The 18,082-nt window shown below is 63.5% G+C and carries 15 protein-coding genes; 9 read left to right on the plus strand and 6 right to left on the minus strand.

Features of this window, described 5'->3' with window-relative positions; all coding sequences use genetic code 11:
- Nucleotides 1-13 precede the first annotated feature (13 nt).
- Nucleotides 14-508 carry a GlcG/HbpS family heme-binding protein gene (locus ACQKIK_RS03230; protein ID WP_499134727.1) on the plus strand — a complete coding sequence of 165 codons (495 nt, stop codon included), beginning with the start codon at nt 14-16 and terminating at the stop codon, nt 506-508.
- 14 nt (nt 509-522) lie between these two features.
- The gene (gene uraH / locus ACQKIK_RS03235; protein ID WP_064481815.1) at nt 523-933 is read left to right on the plus strand and encodes a hydroxyisourate hydrolase; all 411 of its coding nucleotides are present in this window, start codon (nt 523-525) and stop codon (nt 931-933) included.
- A 63-nt stretch (nt 934-996) separates the two neighbouring features.
- Here the strand turns inward: uraH and ACQKIK_RS03240 are convergent, their stop codons facing one another.
- Nucleotides 997-2,250, minus strand: coding sequence for a sensor domain-containing phosphodiesterase (locus ACQKIK_RS03240; RefSeq protein WP_499134728.1), 1,254 nt, complete (start codon nt 2,248-2,250; stop codon nt 997-999).
- A gap of 556 nt (nt 2,251-2,806) precedes the next feature.
- Here ACQKIK_RS03240 and ACQKIK_RS03245 point away from each other — a divergent pair.
- From ACQKIK_RS03245 to ACQKIK_RS03255, 3 genes are read left to right on the plus strand one after another with little or no spacing between them, the layout of a single operon-like run.
- Nucleotides 2,807-4,384 (plus strand): MFS transporter, encoded by a 1,578-nt coding sequence (locus ACQKIK_RS03245; RefSeq protein ID WP_045429214.1) that lies wholly within the window; start codon nt 2,807-2,809, stop codon nt 4,382-4,384.
- The gene (locus ACQKIK_RS03250) at nt 4,381-5,565 is read left to right on the plus strand and encodes an HlyD family secretion protein (protein ID WP_499134730.1); all 1,185 of its coding nucleotides are present in this window, start codon (nt 4,381-4,383) and stop codon (nt 5,563-5,565) included. Before ACQKIK_RS03245 ends, ACQKIK_RS03250 begins: the two co-directional genes overlap by 4 nt.
- On the plus strand, nt 5,562-6,950 hold the full coding sequence (locus tag ACQKIK_RS03255) for an efflux transporter outer membrane subunit (RefSeq protein WP_499134732.1): 1,389 nt from the start codon (nt 5,562-5,564) through the stop codon (nt 6,948-6,950). The genes ACQKIK_RS03250 and ACQKIK_RS03255 overlap by 4 nt, the downstream gene beginning before the upstream one ends.
- Nucleotides 6,951-6,972: 22 nt before the next feature.
- Here the strand turns inward: ACQKIK_RS03255 and ACQKIK_RS03260 are convergent, their stop codons facing one another.
- The 5 genes from ACQKIK_RS03260 to ACQKIK_RS03280 form a co-directional block, all read right to left on the minus strand.
- Nucleotides 6,973-8,256 (minus strand): sensor domain-containing phosphodiesterase, encoded by a 1,284-nt coding sequence (locus ACQKIK_RS03260; protein ID WP_499134733.1) that lies wholly within the window; start codon nt 8,254-8,256, stop codon nt 6,973-6,975.
- Nucleotides 8,257-8,442: 186 nt separating this feature from the next.
- The gene (locus ACQKIK_RS03265) at nt 8,443-9,840 is read right to left on the minus strand and encodes a PepSY-associated TM helix domain-containing protein (protein WP_499134734.1); all 1,398 of its coding nucleotides are present in this window, start codon (nt 9,838-9,840) and stop codon (nt 8,443-8,445) included.
- 226 nt (nt 9,841-10,066) lie between these two features.
- Nucleotides 10,067-10,453, minus strand: a complete 387-nt coding sequence (locus ACQKIK_RS03270) for a DUF2946 domain-containing protein (RefSeq protein ID WP_499134736.1) — start codon at nt 10,451-10,453, stop codon at nt 10,067-10,069.
- A 61-nt stretch (nt 10,454-10,514) separates the two neighbouring features.
- Nucleotides 10,515-11,360 (minus strand): exodeoxyribonuclease III, encoded by an 846-nt coding sequence (gene xth, locus ACQKIK_RS03275; RefSeq protein WP_499134739.1) that lies wholly within the window; start codon nt 11,358-11,360, stop codon nt 10,515-10,517.
- Nucleotides 11,361-11,550: 190 nt separating this feature from the next.
- On the minus strand, nt 11,551-12,459 hold the full coding sequence (locus tag ACQKIK_RS03280) for a LysR family transcriptional regulator (RefSeq protein WP_499134741.1): 909 nt from the start codon (nt 12,457-12,459) through the stop codon (nt 11,551-11,553).
- A gap of 115 nt (nt 12,460-12,574) precedes the next feature.
- Between ACQKIK_RS03280 and gcl the strand changes: the two genes are divergently transcribed.
- The 4 genes from gcl (at nt 12,575) to ACQKIK_RS03300 (ending at nt 18,062) form a co-directional block, all read left to right on the plus strand.
- Nucleotides 12,575-14,356 carry a glyoxylate carboligase gene (gene gcl / locus ACQKIK_RS03285; protein ID WP_499134742.1) on the plus strand — a complete coding sequence of 594 codons (1,782 nt, stop codon included), beginning with the start codon at nt 12,575-12,577 and terminating at the stop codon, nt 14,354-14,356.
- A 227-nt stretch (nt 14,357-14,583) separates the two neighbouring features.
- Entirely contained in the window at nt 14,584-15,366 is a 783-nt protein-coding gene (gene hyi / locus ACQKIK_RS03290) for a hydroxypyruvate isomerase (RefSeq protein ID WP_499134743.1), read from the plus strand.
- Between the two features lie 194 nt (nt 15,367-15,560).
- Nucleotides 15,561-16,451 carry a 2-hydroxy-3-oxopropionate reductase gene (locus ACQKIK_RS03295; RefSeq protein ID WP_499134745.1) on the plus strand — a complete coding sequence of 297 codons (891 nt, stop codon included), beginning with the start codon at nt 15,561-15,563 and terminating at the stop codon, nt 16,449-16,451.
- A gap of 339 nt (nt 16,452-16,790) precedes the next feature.
- On the plus strand, nt 16,791-18,062 hold the full coding sequence (locus tag ACQKIK_RS03300; protein WP_499134747.1) for a glycerate kinase type-2 family protein: 1,272 nt from the start codon (nt 16,791-16,793) through the stop codon (nt 18,060-18,062).
- The last annotated feature ends 20 nt before the right edge of the window (nt 18,063-18,082 follow it).

Raw genomic sequence — 18,082 nt, forward strand, 5'->3', positions numbered from 1 at the left:
TGAGGAGAAACCGATGCGCATCGTCCCCCTTTCGTTGGTCGGCCTGGCCCTTGCCGGTGCCCAGGCCATGGCCGCCACGCCGCAGCCTGTCAGCCAGCAGAACGTCTCGCTGCAACTGGCCAATGCCCTGCTCGACTCGACCATGGCGGCTTGCCACGCCGACGGCCGCACCGCCGCGGTGGCAGTGGTCGATCGCGGCGGCAACCTGATCGCGCTGCAGCGTGACGACAACGTCGGCCCGCACAACACCATCGCTGCACAGCGCAAGGCCTACACCGCGTTGTCCAGCAAGACACCGACCCGCCTGTTCGGCGAGCGTGCGCGCAACAACCCGGACGCCGCCAACCTCAACACGTTCGATGAACTGTTACTGCTCGGCGGCGGCGTTCCGCTGCGGGTCGGCGATGAAGTCATCGGCGCCATTGGCGTAGCCGGTGCCGGCGGCGCCGAGACCGACGAGGCGTGCGCTACTCAGGCAATCGCAAAACTGCTTCCTTCCAATTCATAACCGGAGATCAACCCATGACTAACCTGAAAACCCTTTGCGCCAGCCTCGTTCTCGCCAGCCTTTCCAGCCTCGCCATGGCTGCCGACAACCCGCTCAGCGTGCATGTGCTCAACCTCAACGACGGCCTGCCCTCGCCTGATGTGAAGGTCACGCTGGAAAAGCAGAACGGTAAGCAGTGGACTGCCCTCAACGATGGCGTGACCAACCAGCAAGGCCGCATCACCGCGCTCTATCCGCAGGACAAGGCGCTGGAGAAAGGCACCTACCGCGTCACGTTCAAGACCGGTGACTGGTTCGAGGCGCACGATACGGCGAGCTTCTTTCCGGAAGTCCCGGTGATCTTCGAGGTGGACGGCACCGTGCCGCACTACCACATCCCGCTGCTACTCAGCCCGTACGGCTTCTCGACCTATCGGGGCAACTGAACCATCAGAAAGGGCCGACTGACAGGTAACCCGACGGGTGGCACCTGTCAGTCGCGGCCTCGTCTAGGTCTGCTGGCTGCCACCCAGCGGCCCAGGACGGCCCAGCAGATAGCCCTGCGCCTTGGTCACCTGAAGCTCACGGAGGATCTCCAGTTCGGCCTCTGTCTCGACGCATTCGGCGACGATCTTGCAGTCGGTCTCCTGACCGAAGCGGATCAATGCCGACGCCAGCGCCCGGCAGTCGCGGTTGCTGTCGATGTTGCGGATCAGGCTGCCGTCGAGTTTGATCACGTCTGGCTTGAGCTTAAGGATATGGCGAAAACTCGCATAGCCGGCACCTGCATCATCCACCGCCAGCAGCAGGCCCTGCGCGCGCATGGGTTCGAGCGCTTCGGCGATCAGGTCATAGTCGCGTACTGACGCGTGCTCGGTGACCTCGAGCATCAGCCTATCCAGCGGCTGGCCGTCCAACAGGGTTCCGAGTGCCCCGGCGAGGATGGTTTCCGGCGAGACGTTCAACGACAGGTAGCGGTCCTGGCGAATGCCACTCAGGCCTTTCAGGGCTTCCTGGACGAGCGCCATTTCCAGTTCGCATTGCAGACCGACCTGCTCGGCCTCACCGAACCAGAGATCCGGGGTACGTTGTGGTTCGCCGGAGAATCGCGCCAGCGCTTCGTAGCCAACCACGTCGTTCTGCCTCACATCGACGATCGGCTGATACACGACGTTGTACGCCTGTTCACTCAGCACGCTGTTGATGCGCGCGAGCCGCTCCTCCTGTTCGCGCTGCTCCTTGGCCTGGGTCTCGAGCAACCGGCCGGCGAAATCGGCGAACAACCGCAGGGTATCCAGATCACGTTCGTTCAAGGTGCCGTCAGGCTTGGAACTGAAGCAGCAGAAGGTGCCGTACAAGCGACCATCGCTGAAACGGATCGGCACGCTGATATAGGCGCCGATCGACAATATCTCGGTGATGGGCAGCGCCACCGCTTCGGGCAGTTTGCTGGTGTCGGGGATCAGCTGCGGCAGCCGGCCGTCCACCACCCGCTGGCAGTAGCTGTCTGAAAGGGGATCGGAGCCGCCCACACATATCGGCGGCGGATCGCTACTGCCGCTTACATGGCGGAACACGCGAAAGCCCTGCACCATCTCGGCGACGAACGCGACATCCATACCCAGGTGCGAACGCACTGAGCGCAACGCTTCGCAGAGCATGTCACCTACCGTATGGCCCGCTGTTTCCAGGTCCCGCAGCATGGCCGCCGGGTCGCCGCCTCGCTCGAATGCCTCGGGTCCCAACCGAACGTTCTGCAGCATTCACACCTCCGGTGAAATAGCCGTTTCGTTTCGACGGCTCGGGTTGACGGTCCTTATCCAGCGGCGAGCACAACTGCGCCCAGCTGAATCGTTGGGACCTTTAGCCAGTGTTGTTCGTTTCTGGCGACTCGCCTGAGTTTTCCGGATGATCGGTCCCCCGCTGCGTGTCTTGAACGCCGATTAGCCTGGTGCTGAACGTCCTGAACCGGTCTGGGCTGCATCCTGGCGGCTCCATCGATTGGCTGAATAGCTGTCGATCACAAGCAGCCACGCCTGAGCAGCACGCAGCCGCCAAACTCGAAAAGCCCCACAAACATAGCCAAGTTGCCGTCACTGTTCGCTCATGTGGCGGCCCCACTGCACGGCCGTCGCCGAGAGCAGCGGCACCATGCTTTGCCAAGTGTGACCAATCATTTCACGCTAAAGATTGTCCCAAGGGAGTAGCCGCCGCCCCGATGCGGCGCTCCGATCAGTTGAAACCGCCCTTCGAGCCTTGCCTACGATGCCGCAATACCTCGCCCCCGTTCCTCGCTGGGACCCCGAAGAACGCCCCTCAATGCCGGGCTCGCCGGCGATCCTGCTGCATCCCATGCCGCTGCGCATCGCCTATGCCTGTGTTGCCGTACTGGTCGGCATCACCGGCGGGCTGGGCAACGCCCTGTTCATCGCCAACCTGCCGAGCATTCAGGGCGATCTGGGCCTGACGCCGTCGCAGGCGGCCTGGCTTCCGGCGGCCTATTTCATGGTCAGCGTGTCGGCCAACCTGCTGATGATCAAGTTTCGCCAGCAATACGGCCTGCGCCGCTTTGCCGAGATCGGCCTGACGCTCTACGCATTGCTGAGCATCGCGCATGTTTTCGTCGAAGGCTTTGAGATGGCCGTGTTCGTCCGCGCAGCCAGTGGTCTGGCCGCTGCGACCACCTCCTCCCTGGGCCTGTTCTACATGCTGCAGGCGTTTCGCAAGGTCGATCTACCCAAGGCGGTTATCCTCGGCTTCGGCATTTCCCAGCTGGGCACACCCCTGGCCTGGCTGATGTCCCCTGCGCTGCTGGTGATGGGCGAATGGCATCGCCTGTATGTGTTCGAAAGCGGCCTGGCGCTCTGCTCGCTGGCCGCCGTGGTGGTGCTCAAGCTACCGCTGGGCGAGCGCATCAAGGTGTTCGAACCGCTGGATTTCCTCACCTTCGCCCTGTTGGCTCCCGCGCTGGCGTTGATCGCGGCGGTGCTGGCCCAGGGTCGCATCCTCTGGTGGACGGAGGAGCCTTGGCTGGGCTACGCCCTGATTGCCGCGCTGCTGCTGTTCTGCGCTGCCTTCATGATCGAACATCACCGGCGCAACCCGTTGTTGCACACACGCTGGCTGGGCACTGCCGAAATGCTGCGCTTCGCCTTCGGCGCGCTGGCGTTGAGGCTGCTGCTATCCGAACAGACCTACGGCGCGGTGGGCCTGCTGCAGACCCTCGGCATGGGCACCGAACAGCTGCAGCCGCTGTACGCGGTGATCCTGCTGGGCCTGGTCATGGGCATTGCCGGCAGCGCAATGACCTTCAGCCCAACCCGGGCCTTTCCGCAGATCCTGTTGTCGATCGTGCTGATTGCCATCGCCAGCTTTCTCGACATCGATGCCACCAACCTGACCCGTCCCCATGACATGTTTCTCAGCCAGGGCCTGCTGGCCTTCGCCAGTGGCATGTTCCTCGGTCCGCTGCTGATCACCGGTATCGGCCGCGCGCTGCGCAACGGTCCGAACTATCTGGTGACGTTCATCGTCTTGTTCACCATGACCCAGAGCCTCGGCGGCCTGGCCGCACCAGCACTGTTCGGTACCTATCAGGTGATGCGCGAGAAGTACCATTCCAGCCACCTCACCGAACAGGTGGTGGCCGGCGACCCGCGGGTTGCCGGACGTTTGCAGGCCCAGAGCCAGGCGCTGATACCGCGCCAGAACGACCCGCGACTTCGCCAGGCACTGAGCGCAGCGCAGCTGAGTCAAGCGGCCACGCGAGAAGCCAACGTGCTGGCCTTCAATGATGTATTCCGGCTGATCGGCATGCTTTCCATCGGCGTGTTCGGCTGGACGCTCTATCGCACCCTGCGCATTGCGCAGCAGAACAGGAATTCCGCCTCTCCATGAGCGAACGCACCCAACCCGAGGAACAGCAAAGCCTGCAGCCGGCCCAACCCACGCAGCCCTCTGCGGCGGCCACCGACGCGGGACCGACCCCGGACGATCCGCCAAAAACCATCAAACCGAGCCGCCGTTCGGTGATCCTGATGGTGCTGGTAGCGCTCATCGGCGTCCTGGCGATCCTTTATGCCTGGCAGCTCTGGCCGTTCACCGGCCGCGTGGCGGTCACCGAGAACGCCTATGTGCGCGGACAGATCACCGTGCTGGCCCCGCAGGTCAGCGGCTATGTGACCGAGGTGCTGGTGCAGGACTTCGAAGAGGTCGAGCAAGGCCAGCCATTGGTGCGCATCGATGATCGTCAGTACCGCCAGCTGGTTGAACAGCGCAGGGCCGAGCTTGCAGCGCGCCGCTTCGAGCTCGAGAACCTGGCGCAGACCCTGGCCTCCAACCGGGCGACGCTGGCCGCCCGCCGCGCCGAACTGGCCGCTGCCGAAGCGGAGCTGAAACGGGGCCTGGCGGATGAGAAACGTGTCAACGAGCTGGCCGAACGGGGTTCGGTCTCGATCCGCGAGCGCGATCAGATCCGTGCAACCGCTCGCGCCGACTCGGCGCAGGTGCAACAGGCGCAGGCGGCCATAGACATCGCCGAACAAACGCTGAAGGCCAGCGAAGTCTCACGCGGCGGGTTGCAGGCACAGGTAGAAATCGCAGAATCGGCGCTCAAGCGCGCGCAGATCGATCTGGACAATACGGTAATCGACGCACCGCGCGACGGGCAGGTCAGCGAGGTCACGGTGCGCCAGGGCCAATACGTGACGGCCGGCTCGCAGCTGTTGTACCTGGTGCCGGAGCAGCTCTGGGTAATCGCCAACTACAAGGAGACCCAGACGTTCGCCATGCGTCCCGGACAGCCGGTCGAGATTGAAGTCGATGCCTTGGACGGCGCGCGGCTCCGCGGCCATGTACAGCGCCTGGCCCCTGCCACCGGTTCGGAATTCAGCGTGCTACGCCCGGACAACGCCACCGGCAACTTCACCAAAGTGGTTCAGCGCGTGCCGGTACGCATCTCCATCGCCCCGGATCAGCCGCTCGCCAAGCGGCTGCGCCCCGGTCTGTCGGTGGTGACTCATGTGGATACCGGCGCCACAGAGGCAGCGGAGCGATCCACCGCGGACAGTACGCAATGAGCGGCCTGGTCCGCGCCCTGCACCGGCTAATGCCAGGTCTGCTGCTGGTTACGCTAGCCGGCTGCATGCCGCCTCGGCAGCCGCTTCCGCCTGAAGCCGCGTTCACCCCACCGGCAGACTGGCGGGAACCGGGATCGAACATGGCCGGCGTCTCCGCGACCTGGTGGCAGGCGTTCGGTGATCCTCAGCTGACGGCGCTGGTCGAGGCGGCACTGGCGCACAACACCGAGGTGCTGAGCGCCGCCTCTCGCGTGGAACAGGCACGTGAACAGATCCAACTGTCGCGGGCCGCGCTGCTGCCATCGCTCGACGCGGCGCTGGGAGCGCAACGCACCCGCGAACTCAGCGTACTGGGCATGACCCATACCACGGCCGTGCAGCCGTCGTTGCAGGTGTCCTATGAGGTCGACCTTTGGGGACGGCTACGGCGCTTGAAGGAAGCGGCGCAACTTGAATATCGCGCGACCGAGGCCGAGCGCGACGCCGTCAGGTTGGCAGTGGCAAGCACCACCGCCCGAGCGTATGTGTCGCTGCTGTCATTGGACCGCCAGTTGTACGTCACGCGTGAAACCATCGATTCACGCCGAGAGGCGCTGCGCGTCGCCGAGGACCGCGCAGCCCTCGGCTACACCTCGCAGCTTGAGCTGACCCAGGCGCAATCGGAATACGAAGCCGCCGCCGAATTACTGCCGCAGCTGCAGCAGGCCATCCGGGAGCAGGAAAATGCCCTGCGCCTGCTCACCGGCCGCTTCCCAGGGGACGTGGAGCGCGGCGCCGGGCTGCTGGCCATCGAGCCGCCTCCGGTGCCGGGCGTGCTGGCTTCGGAGCTGCTGCGCCGCCGCCCGGACATCCAGCAGGCCGAGCTGCTGCTCGCGGCCAGCAGCCTGAATCTGCAGGCCCAGCGTGACCGATTCCTGCCGCAGGTACAGCTGTCTGCCAGTCTCGGTCGGCTATTCGTCAACTCACTCGACTACGACCCGGTGCGTGTCTGGGATCTCGGTGCCAGCGTGCTCGCCCCGATATTCGATGCTGGCCGCCTGGAGGCAGGCGTGAACATCGCGGTCGCCCAGCGCAACCAGGCGGCCTTCGCCTACCGCGCCGCGGCGCTGGACGCCTTCAGAGAAGTGGAAAACAGCCTTTCGGCGGTGAGTAATCTGCGCCAGCAGCTCGCGCGCGTCGCGGCTCGCCGCGCGGTACTCGAGCGTTCCCTGACCTACGCCGAGGACCGCTACCGCGCGGGCTATTCGTCGTACCTGGAGACCCTCGATGCCCAGCGCAACCTGTTCAATACCGAACTGGCGGCCGTACAGCTGCGCGAAAGCCGGCTCAATGCGCTGATCAGCCTTTACCAGGCATTGGGCGGTGGCTGGCAAGCCGAACCCTGATCAAAGCCCGTGGCCTGGCGGCTCAGCGGTTGAGGATCGACCGGTCAAATGCGTTGGAGACCGGCGCAGTGATTGGCGCCGGACGTCCAAGCAGATAGCCCTGCGCTTTGTTCACCTGGAGCTCGCGCAGCACAGCAAGCTCCGCTTCGGTTTCGATGCACTCGGCGACGACCTTGCTGCCCGTCTCTTCGGCGAAGCGGACCAGCGCAGCGGCGAGTGCACGACATTCGGTGCTGCAATCGATATTACGGATCAGGCTGCCATCAAGCTTGATCACGTCCGGCTTGAGCTTGAGGATATGCCGGAAGCTGGCGAACCCCGCACCGGCATCATCGACCGCCAGCCGCAAGCCCTGCTTGCGCAGAGGTTCGAGTGTTTCAGCGATGATCCCGTAGTCGTCAATGGATACATGCTCGGTTATCTCTAGGAGCAACCGATCAAGCGGCTGATGCGCGAGCGCCGCAGCGAGTTTGCCTGTGAGCACGGTCGAGGGTGAGATGTTCAGTGACATGTAGACCTGCTCGGGCAGATATACGAGCCCCCTGAGCGCCTCCTCAATCAACGCAATTTCCAACTCGGCTTGCAGGCCTACCGAATCAGCTTCAGCAAACCAGAGATCCGGACTTCGCGCTGGCGTTGCGCTGAACCGGGCCAGCGCTTCATACCCAACGATTCGGTTCTCCAGCAGGTGAACAATCGGTTGGTAAACAACAGCGTATGAGCGCTGTTCCAGTACCGACCGAATACGGCTGTGGCTCTCGGCATATAGCAACTCGCTGCGCGCATGACGCTCGAGCAGCCGCGCCGCGAATTCGGCAAACAGCTTCAATGTATTCAGGTCGCGCTCGTTGAGACTGCCGTCCGGCGTCGTACTGAAGCAACAGAAAGTCCCGTAGAGGCGACCATCGCTGAAACGCAACGGAACACTGAGGTGCGCACCGACCGGCAAGGCTTTGGTCACCGGCATGGCAAGCGCTTCAGGTAATAAAGCTGCGTCCTGAATCAACTCTGGTAATCGACCATCCAGAACGCGCTGGCAGTAGCTGTCCTCGAGAGGATCGCAGGCATCAATGGCGAGCTGTAGCGGTACGAAGTTGCCTTCGAGGTAACGGAACACCCTTGTTCCGCCGCGAAACTCGCTGATAAACGCCACATCCATGCCAAGGTGAGTCCGCACCGCATGAAGCGTTTCGACCAGCATCTCGCTCAGCGAGAGATTCGCTGCATCCAGGCGTAGCAGTATCGATACCGGATCATCGACCACTTCGAAGCGATCGCCGTGATTCGGCTGCACATCATCAGACATGGAATCCCTCCCTCACCACAGCGCCTGCAACCTTGCCGTGATGGACACAACTGACAGCGGGGCCTGGGTCCGCACCTTGCAGGCGCGGACCCTGAACAGTTGGCCGGATACTACTGATACAAATGGCCATGCTGTGATTTCGGCGACGGCCGGCTCTACACCGGGCCTGTTGCTCTATCGCTATGTTCAGGCATCCCGCCGGACCACACCGGGCCCTGTACGCTGGGCAACCACAGCCACCAGGTCGACCACTAGAAACAGCAGGAGACTGCCGCCCAGCACCGGCAGGCAGTAGCCGAACAGCAGCGCTACGGTGGCCGTGACCCAGCGAGCACGGGGCGACAGCTTATGCATCGCCTGGACTATCCCCTGCCCGCCGACTCGACGTGGCATACGACGTCGCCACCACATCAGATAACCGAAAGCCACCAGCACCGCCAAGCCGAGCGCGGTGGCGGCCAACAACAGCTGGTTGGCCAGACCGAATAGCGACCCCATATGCGCATCGATGCCCCAACGCGTCAGCTTGGCGGCGACAGGAAAGCTCGCGAAATCGGTGCGATCGGTGATCTGCAGCGTGCGCGGATCGATGGCCACGGCGTCGACCTGGGTGGGCCAGCTGCGGTCGATCTCGGTCACCGTCCAGGCACGATTCGGCCCGGCGGCCGGCATGATTTCGACCTTGCCAGCGTCTATGCCGCCCTCACGTGCAGCGCGCAGCACGCTATCGAACATCTGCGGTTCTGCGGTTTGCGCCACCGGCATGGCCATCCCGGTGTGGTGCGCGTGTTCACCCGCCGCTTTTACCGCTTCGCCATTCAGCGCCGTGGACACGCTCGGCGTCGACATGCCCAGCGCCGCGCGCGCGACGCCAATGTTGTCGCCCGCCCAGCGCGACCAGGTCAGGCCCGTGGCAGAGAAAAATAGCAGCCCGATCAGCAGGCACAGCCCCAGCGTGGCGTGCCAGTGCCTCAACCCTTTTGAGCGCGCCGCACCCGAGGCGCGCCGCCGCCTGATGATCCACAACACGAAACCGCCCACCGCTGCCACCCACAACCAGGACGCCGCCAGTTCGCTGTACAGCCTCCCCGGTTCGCCGAGCAGCAGACTTCGATGGAACTGGTCGAGCCAGGTACGCAGCGGCAAAACACCGCTAGTGCCATAGACCAGCAGATCACCGCGGACCTCGGCAGTGACCGGATCGATAAACACCGCCCGGCTCTCCGACTCGCCGAGCGTCGGTGCCTTGAACATCACACGGGTGGTGTGTCCGGCCCCTGGTGCCGGGCGCACCGCTGAAAGCGTCGCCGATTCACCGATATGGGCCTGGGCCACCTCGATCTGCCGAGCGAGGGACTGCGGCGTGCCGGTGCTATCGGCGAAAAGCTGCTCGGCATAAAGGCGGTCTTCCAGTTGCGGTGTCAGCGCATAAACCAGGCCGCTCAGCGCAGCAATGAAAATGAACGGGCCGACCAGTAGCCCGACGTAGAGATGTAAACGAACCAACAGGGCCAGCAGCGGTTGCTGCGTGCGGGAAACCATGGGTGGCGCTTGGGGGCGGGCGCCAGCGGTACTTGAAGTCATGACTACTTACTCGATCGAAATGGCTGCAGCTTCTCTATAGGAGCCAGCTTGCAGGCCTCAATGGCGCTGCAGTGGATCGGGATCGCGAGCAAGCTCGCTCCTACAAAGGCGGGACCGTATTTTTCGCGCTGCCGGCCGGGACGGAGGCCTGCAGCAAGGGCCAGCAATCAGCGGCGGTACGCATACGCGACCGCCGATGGCTACCGGTCAGATCAGGGGATATCGATCAGGCGAGCGGGGATGCGCGGGGATTCAGTGCAGGCCAACGGTAACGCGGCGACAGCTGCGGCGCAGTTGCTGTGCGCAGGCTGCCGACCCGTACCAGGTGAGGTTGATGGAGCGCCGGCGAGCCGGTCGTAATCGCAGCGAGAGATGCCGAACCCGCCGCACAGCAGCAGGGCATCCCTTGGTGATGACTGGGCTTGGGCGTGGATTCATCGACGTGGGCGTGCTGGACATGTCCGGCATGATGCTGGCTGGCCTCGGCCATTGGGCAATGCCCGCCCGTACCGTCCATGCCTTGCATATGCGCGGCCATCAGCGGCATCGCGAACAGATGCAGCAGAACGGCAAAGGCCGCTATCCAGATAGGCGCACGACTAGGGCGACGCATGACGGGCAAGCTCCAGCAGAAGCGGAAAGCGCCAGGCGCATTGTGCGCTGACGCAGTGAGTTTACTGGGTTGTCTTGGCTTTGCTGCGTTTGGCTGGCTTTTCCTTCACCGCCTTGCCGCTCGCCTCGCCTGTTAACGTGATCCAGGTCGGCGCGTGGTCGCTGGCATGCTCCTGATCACGCACCCAGCGATCGACCCCGGCATCGATAAGCCGTGGCGCCAGTTCGGCGCTGAGTAGCAGGTGATCGATGCGCAGGCCGGAGTTCTTCTGCCAATGCTGGCGAAAGTAGTCCCAGAACGTATAGATGCGCTCGTCCGGATACTTGGCACGCAGTGCGTCGGTCCAACCCTGCGCCAGCAGCCGTTCGAAGCATTCGCGGCTCTCGGGCTGCAGCAGCGCGTCCTTGGTCCAGGAGCGTGGATTGTAGATGTCTTCGTCAGTGGGAATAACGTTGTAGTCACCTGCCAGCACCACCGGATGACCGCTGGAGAACAAGCCTGCGGCGTGTTCGATGAAGCGCTCGAACCAGGCAAGCTTGTACTCGAACTTCGGCCCCGGCTGCGGGTTGCCGTTGGGCAGGTAAAGGCAGGCGACGATCACGCCATGGGCAGCAGCTTCCAGGTAGCGGCTGTGGGTGTCGTCCGGGTCGCCCGGCAGGCCGCGGCGGATTTCCAGTGGGTCGTCGCCCTTGGACAAAATCGCCACGCCGTTCCAGGACTTCTGCCCGTGCCAGATGGCGCCGTAGCCGGCCGCGCGGATGTCATCGATGGGGAAATCGGCGTCCTGCGCCTTCAGCTCCTGCAGGCAGACCACGTCCGGCTGCTCGCGCTCCAGCCATTCGAGCAAGTTGGTCCGACGGGCACGGATGCCGTTGATGTTGAAGGTGGCGATTTTCAGGGAGTCCACGGGTAGCCTCACACCGATTCATGACCCTTGTTGTGACTCACCCCGGCGCGGCGTGGTTCGACGTGTTTGTCACGCGGTGGGCTGAAGCCCACCCTACAGACCAGAGCAACGCAAAACCCCGCGCCAACCACAACACTTACACACTCGTAGGGTGGGCTTTAGCCCACCACAAGGTGCGTGGAGGTTTGACTCAACGCACCTCCCAGTAGCCAGGCGCGTTGTAGACCTGTTTCAAGTAGTCGATGAAAAAGCGCACCTTGGCCGGCAGGTAACGCTGCTGCGGGTACACCGCCTGGATGTCATAAGCCGACAACGCAAACTCGTCGAGCACCGTCACCAGCTCGCCGCGCTTGAGCTCAGCCTGAATTTCCCAGGTCGAGCGCCAACCGATACCCAACCCCTGCTTGACCCAGTCGAACAAGAGCTCACCGTCGTTGCAGTCGAGATTCCCCGACACCCGCACCGCCACCTGTTTGCCATCCCGCAAAAAAGTCCAGCCACGCTGTTGCCCGCCCTGCAGGTTGAATGCCAGGCAGTTGTGTCGCGCCAGGTCTTCCAGGGTGCGCGGTACGCCCTGTCGCTCGAAGTAGTCCGGCGCGCCACAGACCACACGGCGATTGGGAAACAGCTTGATGGCGACATAATTGGGATCGGTCACCTCGCCGATGCGGATGCCCATGTCGTAACCGTGGCGCACCAGATCGACCACGCTGTCGGTGAAGTTGAACGACAGCTGCAGGTCCGGGTAGCGAGCCTGAAAGGCCGGCGCGTGCGGGCCGATATGCCGACGGCCGAATGCAGCGGGCGCCGAAATCACCAGGTGCCCGCGCACCGAGGTGCGGTCGTGGCTGATGCTGGCGTCCGCTTCATCGAAGTCCTTGAGCAAGCCGCGCGCGCGCTCCAGATACTGCTCGCCCAGATCGGTCAGCGCCAGCCCGCGCGTGGAGCGGTGCATCAGCTTGACGCCCAGGTGTCGCTCCAGCGCATCGAGTCGGCGGCCCATCACCACTGGCGTCACGCCTTCCTTCAGCGCAGCGGCGGCAAAGCTGCCGTTTTCAGCGACCAGCACGAAGCTGTGCAGGGTTGTATAGCGATCCATTCGATACTCCTGATATCGACAGAACTGAAGTTTCGGCCAATTCCCTCGTTCCGGCCAGCCCTTCATGCTTGGGCCACGTATAAAAACTATCGAGTTATCGAAGAGGAAACGACCCATGGCCCGAATGAGAGCAATCGATGCTGCGGTTGCGGTATTGCGCAAGGAAGGCATCGATACCGCCTTCGGCATCCCCGGTGCCGCGATCAATCCGCTGTATTCCGCCCTGCGCGCCGACGGCAGCATCCGTCACATTCTTGCTCGCCACGTCGAAGGCGCCTCGCACATGGCCGAGGGCTACACCCGCACCAAGGCCGGCAACATCGGCGTGTGCATCGGCACCTCGGGCCCGGCCGGTACCGACATGATTACCGGCCTCTACTCCGCCTCGGCCGACTCGATCCCGATCCTCTGCATCACCGGCCAGGCGCCACGTGCGCGGTTGTACAAGGAAGACTTCCAGGCCGTGGATATCGAATCCATCGCCAAGCCGGTCACCAAGTGGGCAGTGACCGTTCGTGAGCCGGCATTGGTGCCGCGCGTGTTCCAGCAGGCCTTCCACGTGATGCGCTCCGGTCGCCCCGGCCCGGTGCTGATCGACCTGCCCTTCGACGTGCAGATGGCCGAGATCGAATTCGACGTCGAGACCTACGAGCCGCTTTCGGTCTACAAGCCGGCCGCCACTCGCAAGCAGATCGAGAAAGCCATCGACATGCTCTGTGCCGCCGAGCGTCCGTTGATCGTCGCGGGCGGCGGTATCTACAACGCCGGCGCCGAAGCCCTGCTGGTGGAGTTCGCCGAGACCGTTGGCGTGCCGGTGATCCCGACGCTGATGGGCTGGGGTTCGATCCCGGACGACCATCCACTGATGGCCGGCATGTGCGGGCTGCAGACCAGCCACCGTTACGGCAACGCCAATATGCTGGCCTCGGACTTCGTGCTTGGCATAGGCAACCGCTGGGCCAACCGCCATACCGGCACGGTCGAGGTCTACACCAAGGACCGCACCTTCGTGCACGTAGATATCGAACCCACCCAGATCGGGCGGGTGTTTTCACCGGACTTCGGCATTACTTCTGACGCGGGCGCTGCACTGAAGCTGTTCGTCGAAATCGCCAAGGAACGCAAGGCCGCAGGCAAGCTGCCGGATCGCACGCCCTGGGCTGCCGACTGCATGGAGCGCAAGCGGACGATGCTGCGCAAGACGCACTTCGACAGCGTGCCAATGAAGCCGCAGCGCGTGTACCAGTGCATGAACAATGCCTTCGGCCGTGATGCCTGCTACGTCAGCACCATTGGCCTGTCGCAGATCGCCGCCGCGCAATTCCTGCACGTCTACAAGCCGCGCCATTGGATCAACTGTGGCCAGGCCGGCCCGCTCGGCTGGACGATTCCGGCAGCGCTGGGTGTGGTCGCAGCGGACCCGACCCGCAAGGTGGTGGCGCTCTCGGGCGACTACGACTTCCAGTTCATGATCGAGGAGTTGGCCGTGGGCGCGCAGTTCAAGCTGCCGTACATCCACATCCTGGTGAACAACGCCTACCTCGGATTGATCCGCCAGGCGCAACGCGGTTTCGAGATGGACTACTGCGTGCAGCTGGGCTTCGAGAACATCAATGCCGACCACAGCGGTATGGAAGGCTACGGCGTGGACCACGTCGCGGTGGTCGAGGGGCTGGGCTGCAAAGCGATCCGCGTGTTCAAGCAAGAAGACCTGCGCCCGGCCATCGACCAGGCCCAGGCCTGGATGGCCGAGCACCAGGTGCCGGTGGTGATCGAGGTGATCCTCGAGCGGGTGACCAATATCGCCATGGGCACCGAGATCGATGCGATCAACGAATTCGAGCCGCTGGCCGAGGGCCGAGAAGACGCACCGACTGCGGTCGCGTTGCTGGATTGATGGAAGACGCACCGCCCGTAGTGGCCAGCTTGCTGGCGATCCCGAGCGCCATTGCCTGCTGATCGCCAGCAAGCTGGCTCCTACGAGAAGCGCGACACAAGGGCTCCATCACGAAGACCCGTAGGGTGGATATCGCGAAGCATATCCACCGCATGCAGCACCGAGGGTGGTCATCGCGCCACCGCAACGCGACACATAGATGTCCCTACAGACAGAAGGAAGACGATATGCCCCGCTTTGCCGCCAACCTGTCCATGCTGTTTACCGAGATGGACTTCCTCGACCGCTTCGCCGCCGCTGCCGAAGCCGGCTTCAGCGGTGTCGAGTACCTCTTTCCCTACGACTACCCGGCCGAAGAAATCAAGGCACGCCTGGACGCCCACAACCTGACCCAGGTGCTGTTCAACCTGCCGGCCGGCGACTGGGCCAATGGTGATCGCGGTGTCGCCTGCGATCCCGAGCGGGTCGAGGAATTCCGCGCCGGCGTGGACAAGGCCATCGCTTACGCCAAGGTATTGGGCAATACCCAGATCAACTGCCTGGCCGGTATCGCACCCAAGGGCGCCGACCTCGGCAAGCTGGAGATGACCTTTATCGAGAACCTGCGCTACGCGGCGAAGAAGCTCGAAGCAGAAGGCATCCGCCTGATCATGGAGATGATCAATACCCGCGACATCCCGCGGTTCTTCCTCAACAACACCTCGCAGGCGTTGGAGATCCGCGACAAGGTCGGCAGCACCAACCTGTTCCTGCAGTACGACATCTACCACATGCAGATCATGGAAGGAGACCTGGCGCGGACCATCGAGAACAACCTGGCAGTGATCAACCACGTGCAGTTGGCGGACAACCCTGGCCGCAACGAGCCAGGCACCGGCGAGATCAACTACCGCTTCCTGTTCGAGCATCTGGACCGCATCGGTTACCAGGGCTGGGTCGGTTGCGAGTACAAGCCCGCCACGACCACTGTGGCCGGCCTCGGCTGGATGAAGAGCCACAACGCGATCTAATAAATAGCCGAAAAACGTAAGCGAGGCAGGCAAGACGAGGCGAAGGAGACCGAAGAAGCGGACCGGGCTCGCGTGCGACTTTAGTTTTCTAAATGAGCATTCTGACCGGGCTGGCGACCCAGGCCGAGTTCAACGAAGTATTGCCAATGCAGGTAGTTTTTTCAGCAACTAGAACGAATTTGAGGAGAATTATCATGGCTAAGATTGGATTTATCGGCACCGGCATCATGGGCCTGCCCATGGCTCAGAACCTGCAGAAAGCGGGCCACAGCCTTTTCATCTCGACTCACCACGATGCGGCGCCAGCAGCTCTGCTCGAAGCGGGCGCCGTTGCCTTGGCCAACCCGAAGGAAGTGGCCCAGGAAGCCGAGTTCATCATCGTCATGGTGCCGGACACCCCGCATGTCGAAGACGTGCTGTTCCGCGAGAACGGCATCGCCGAGGGCGTCGGCCCGAACAAGCTGGTGATCGACATGAGCTCGATCTCCCCCAGCGCCACCAAGGCGTTCGCCGAGAAAATCAACGCCACCGGCGCCCAGTACCTCGACGCGCCAGTATCGGGCGGTGAAGTCGGCGCCAAGGCCGCGACCCTGTCGATCATGGTCGGCGGCAGTGAAGAGAGTTTTGCCCGTGCTCTGCCGCTGTTCCAGGCGATGGGCAAGAACATCACCCTGGTCGGTGGCAACGGCGACGGCCAGACCGCCAAGGTGGCCAACCAGATCATCGTCGCGCTGAACATTCAGGCAGTGGGCGAAGCCCTGCTGTTCGCCGCGAAGAACGGCGCCGACCCGGCCCGTGTCCGCGAAGCGCTCATGGGCGGTTTTGCTGGCTCGAAGATCCTGGAAGTACACGGCGAGCGGATGATCAAGGGCACCTTTGATCCGGGCTTCCGCATCAGCCTGCACCAGAAGGACCTCAACCTGGCATTGGCCGGAGCCCGAGAGCTGGGCCTGAACCTGCCCAACACCGCCAACGCCCAGCAGGTGTTCAGCACCTGCGCGGCCATCGGCGGCAGCGGCTGGGACCATTCGGCGCTGATCAAGGGGCTGGAGCACATGGCCAACTTCTCGATCCGCAAGGACTAAACAGAAACCTCAGCCTTCGAGCGCGCTGCGTCGAGCCTAGCGCCCCACCTTCAGGGACAGACAGACCAGGTGGTGGGAACCGCAACGCTTGGCGCAGCGATGCTCAAAGGATCGGATTGGAGTTGCACGGGGTCGGAATCACAGCGTCCCCCACAACCTCAGCCCTGCGCATCTGCGATCCGATCGCTGCCCTCGGGCGGCACCCCTTTCGACCTGCTCGGCACGAGGAGTCACGGCCTGACTGACGGGTGGGTCGATTCCAATTTCATACCTTAGCGCTTGCAATGCCGAGCCCTAAGGTCTGGAATCGGGCACCTGACCTACTAGATGGAGTTGTACATGAACCTCGACCCGCAAGCCTTTCTGCGCGACCTGTTCACCGCTGCCATCGATGCCGCCCATCCACGCCAGGTGCTGGCCGACCATTTGCCGGCCGACCGCAGCGGCCGCGCCATCGTCATCGGAGCAGGCAAAGCGGCAGCCGCCATGGCCGAAGCCATCGAAGCGGTATGGGAAGGCGAGCTCTCCGGCCTGGTGGTGACGCGTTATGGTCATGGCGCCGATTGCCGCAAGATCGAGGTGGTCGAGGCCGCGCATCCGGTGCCGGATGATGCTGGCGAGCGCGTTGCCCGGCGCGTGTTGGAGATGGTCAGCAACCTCAAGGAAAGCGACCGCGTGATCTTTCTGCTTTCCGGCGGCGGATCCTCACTCCTGGCACTGCCAGCCGAAGGCATCAGCCTTGCCGACAAGCAGGCGATCAACAAGGCACTGCTGCGCTCCGGCGCGCACATTGGCGAGATGAACTGCGTACGCAAGCACCTCTCGGCGATCAAGGGTGGTCGCCTGGCTAAAGCCTGCTGGCCCGCCAGCGTCTACACCTATGCCATTTCCGACGTGCCGGGCGACGAAGCGACGGTGATTGCGTCCGGCCCGACCGTAGCGGACCCAACCACCTCGGCCCAGGCGCTGGCGATTCTGGCACGCTACAACATCGAGATCCCTGGGAACGTCCGTGCCTGGCTGGAAGATCCTCGTTCGGAAACCGTCAAAGCAGATGACCCGTGCCTGTCGCGTAGCCATTTCCAGCTGATCGCCAAGCCGCAGCAATCCCTTGAGGCGGCGGCCAAAAAAGCCCGCGCAGCCGGCATCACGCCGCTGATCCTGGGTGATTTGGAAGGCGAAGCGCGCGAGGTGGCCAAGGTCCACGGCGGCATTGCCCGTCAGGTGGTGCTGCACGGCCAGCCGATCACCCCGCCCTGTGTGATCCTCTCCGGCGGCGAGACCACCGTGACGGTGCGGGGTAACGGCCGCGGCGGCCGCAACGCCGAGTTCCTCCTCGGTCTGACGGAAAACCTCCAGGGGTTGCCCAACGTCTACGCACTGGCAGGCGACACCGATGGCATCGACGGTTCGGAAGACAACGCCGGCGCCCTGATGACCCCGGAGAGCTATAGCCGCGCCGAAACCCTTGGCCTGAAAGCCGCCGACGAACTGGCCAACAACAACGGCTATGGTTACTTCCAGGCGCTCGATGCGCTGCTGATGACCGGGCCGACACGGACCAACGTCAACGATTTCCGCGCCATCCTGATCCTGCCGTCGTCCCGCTAGCGGGGCACCGGCATGCACGG

The sequence above is a fragment of the Pseudomonas sp. NPDC047961 genome (genome assembly GCF_050272435.1).
In the GTDB taxonomy this organism is placed as follows: domain Bacteria; phylum Pseudomonadota; class Gammaproteobacteria; order Pseudomonadales; family Pseudomonadaceae; genus Stutzerimonas.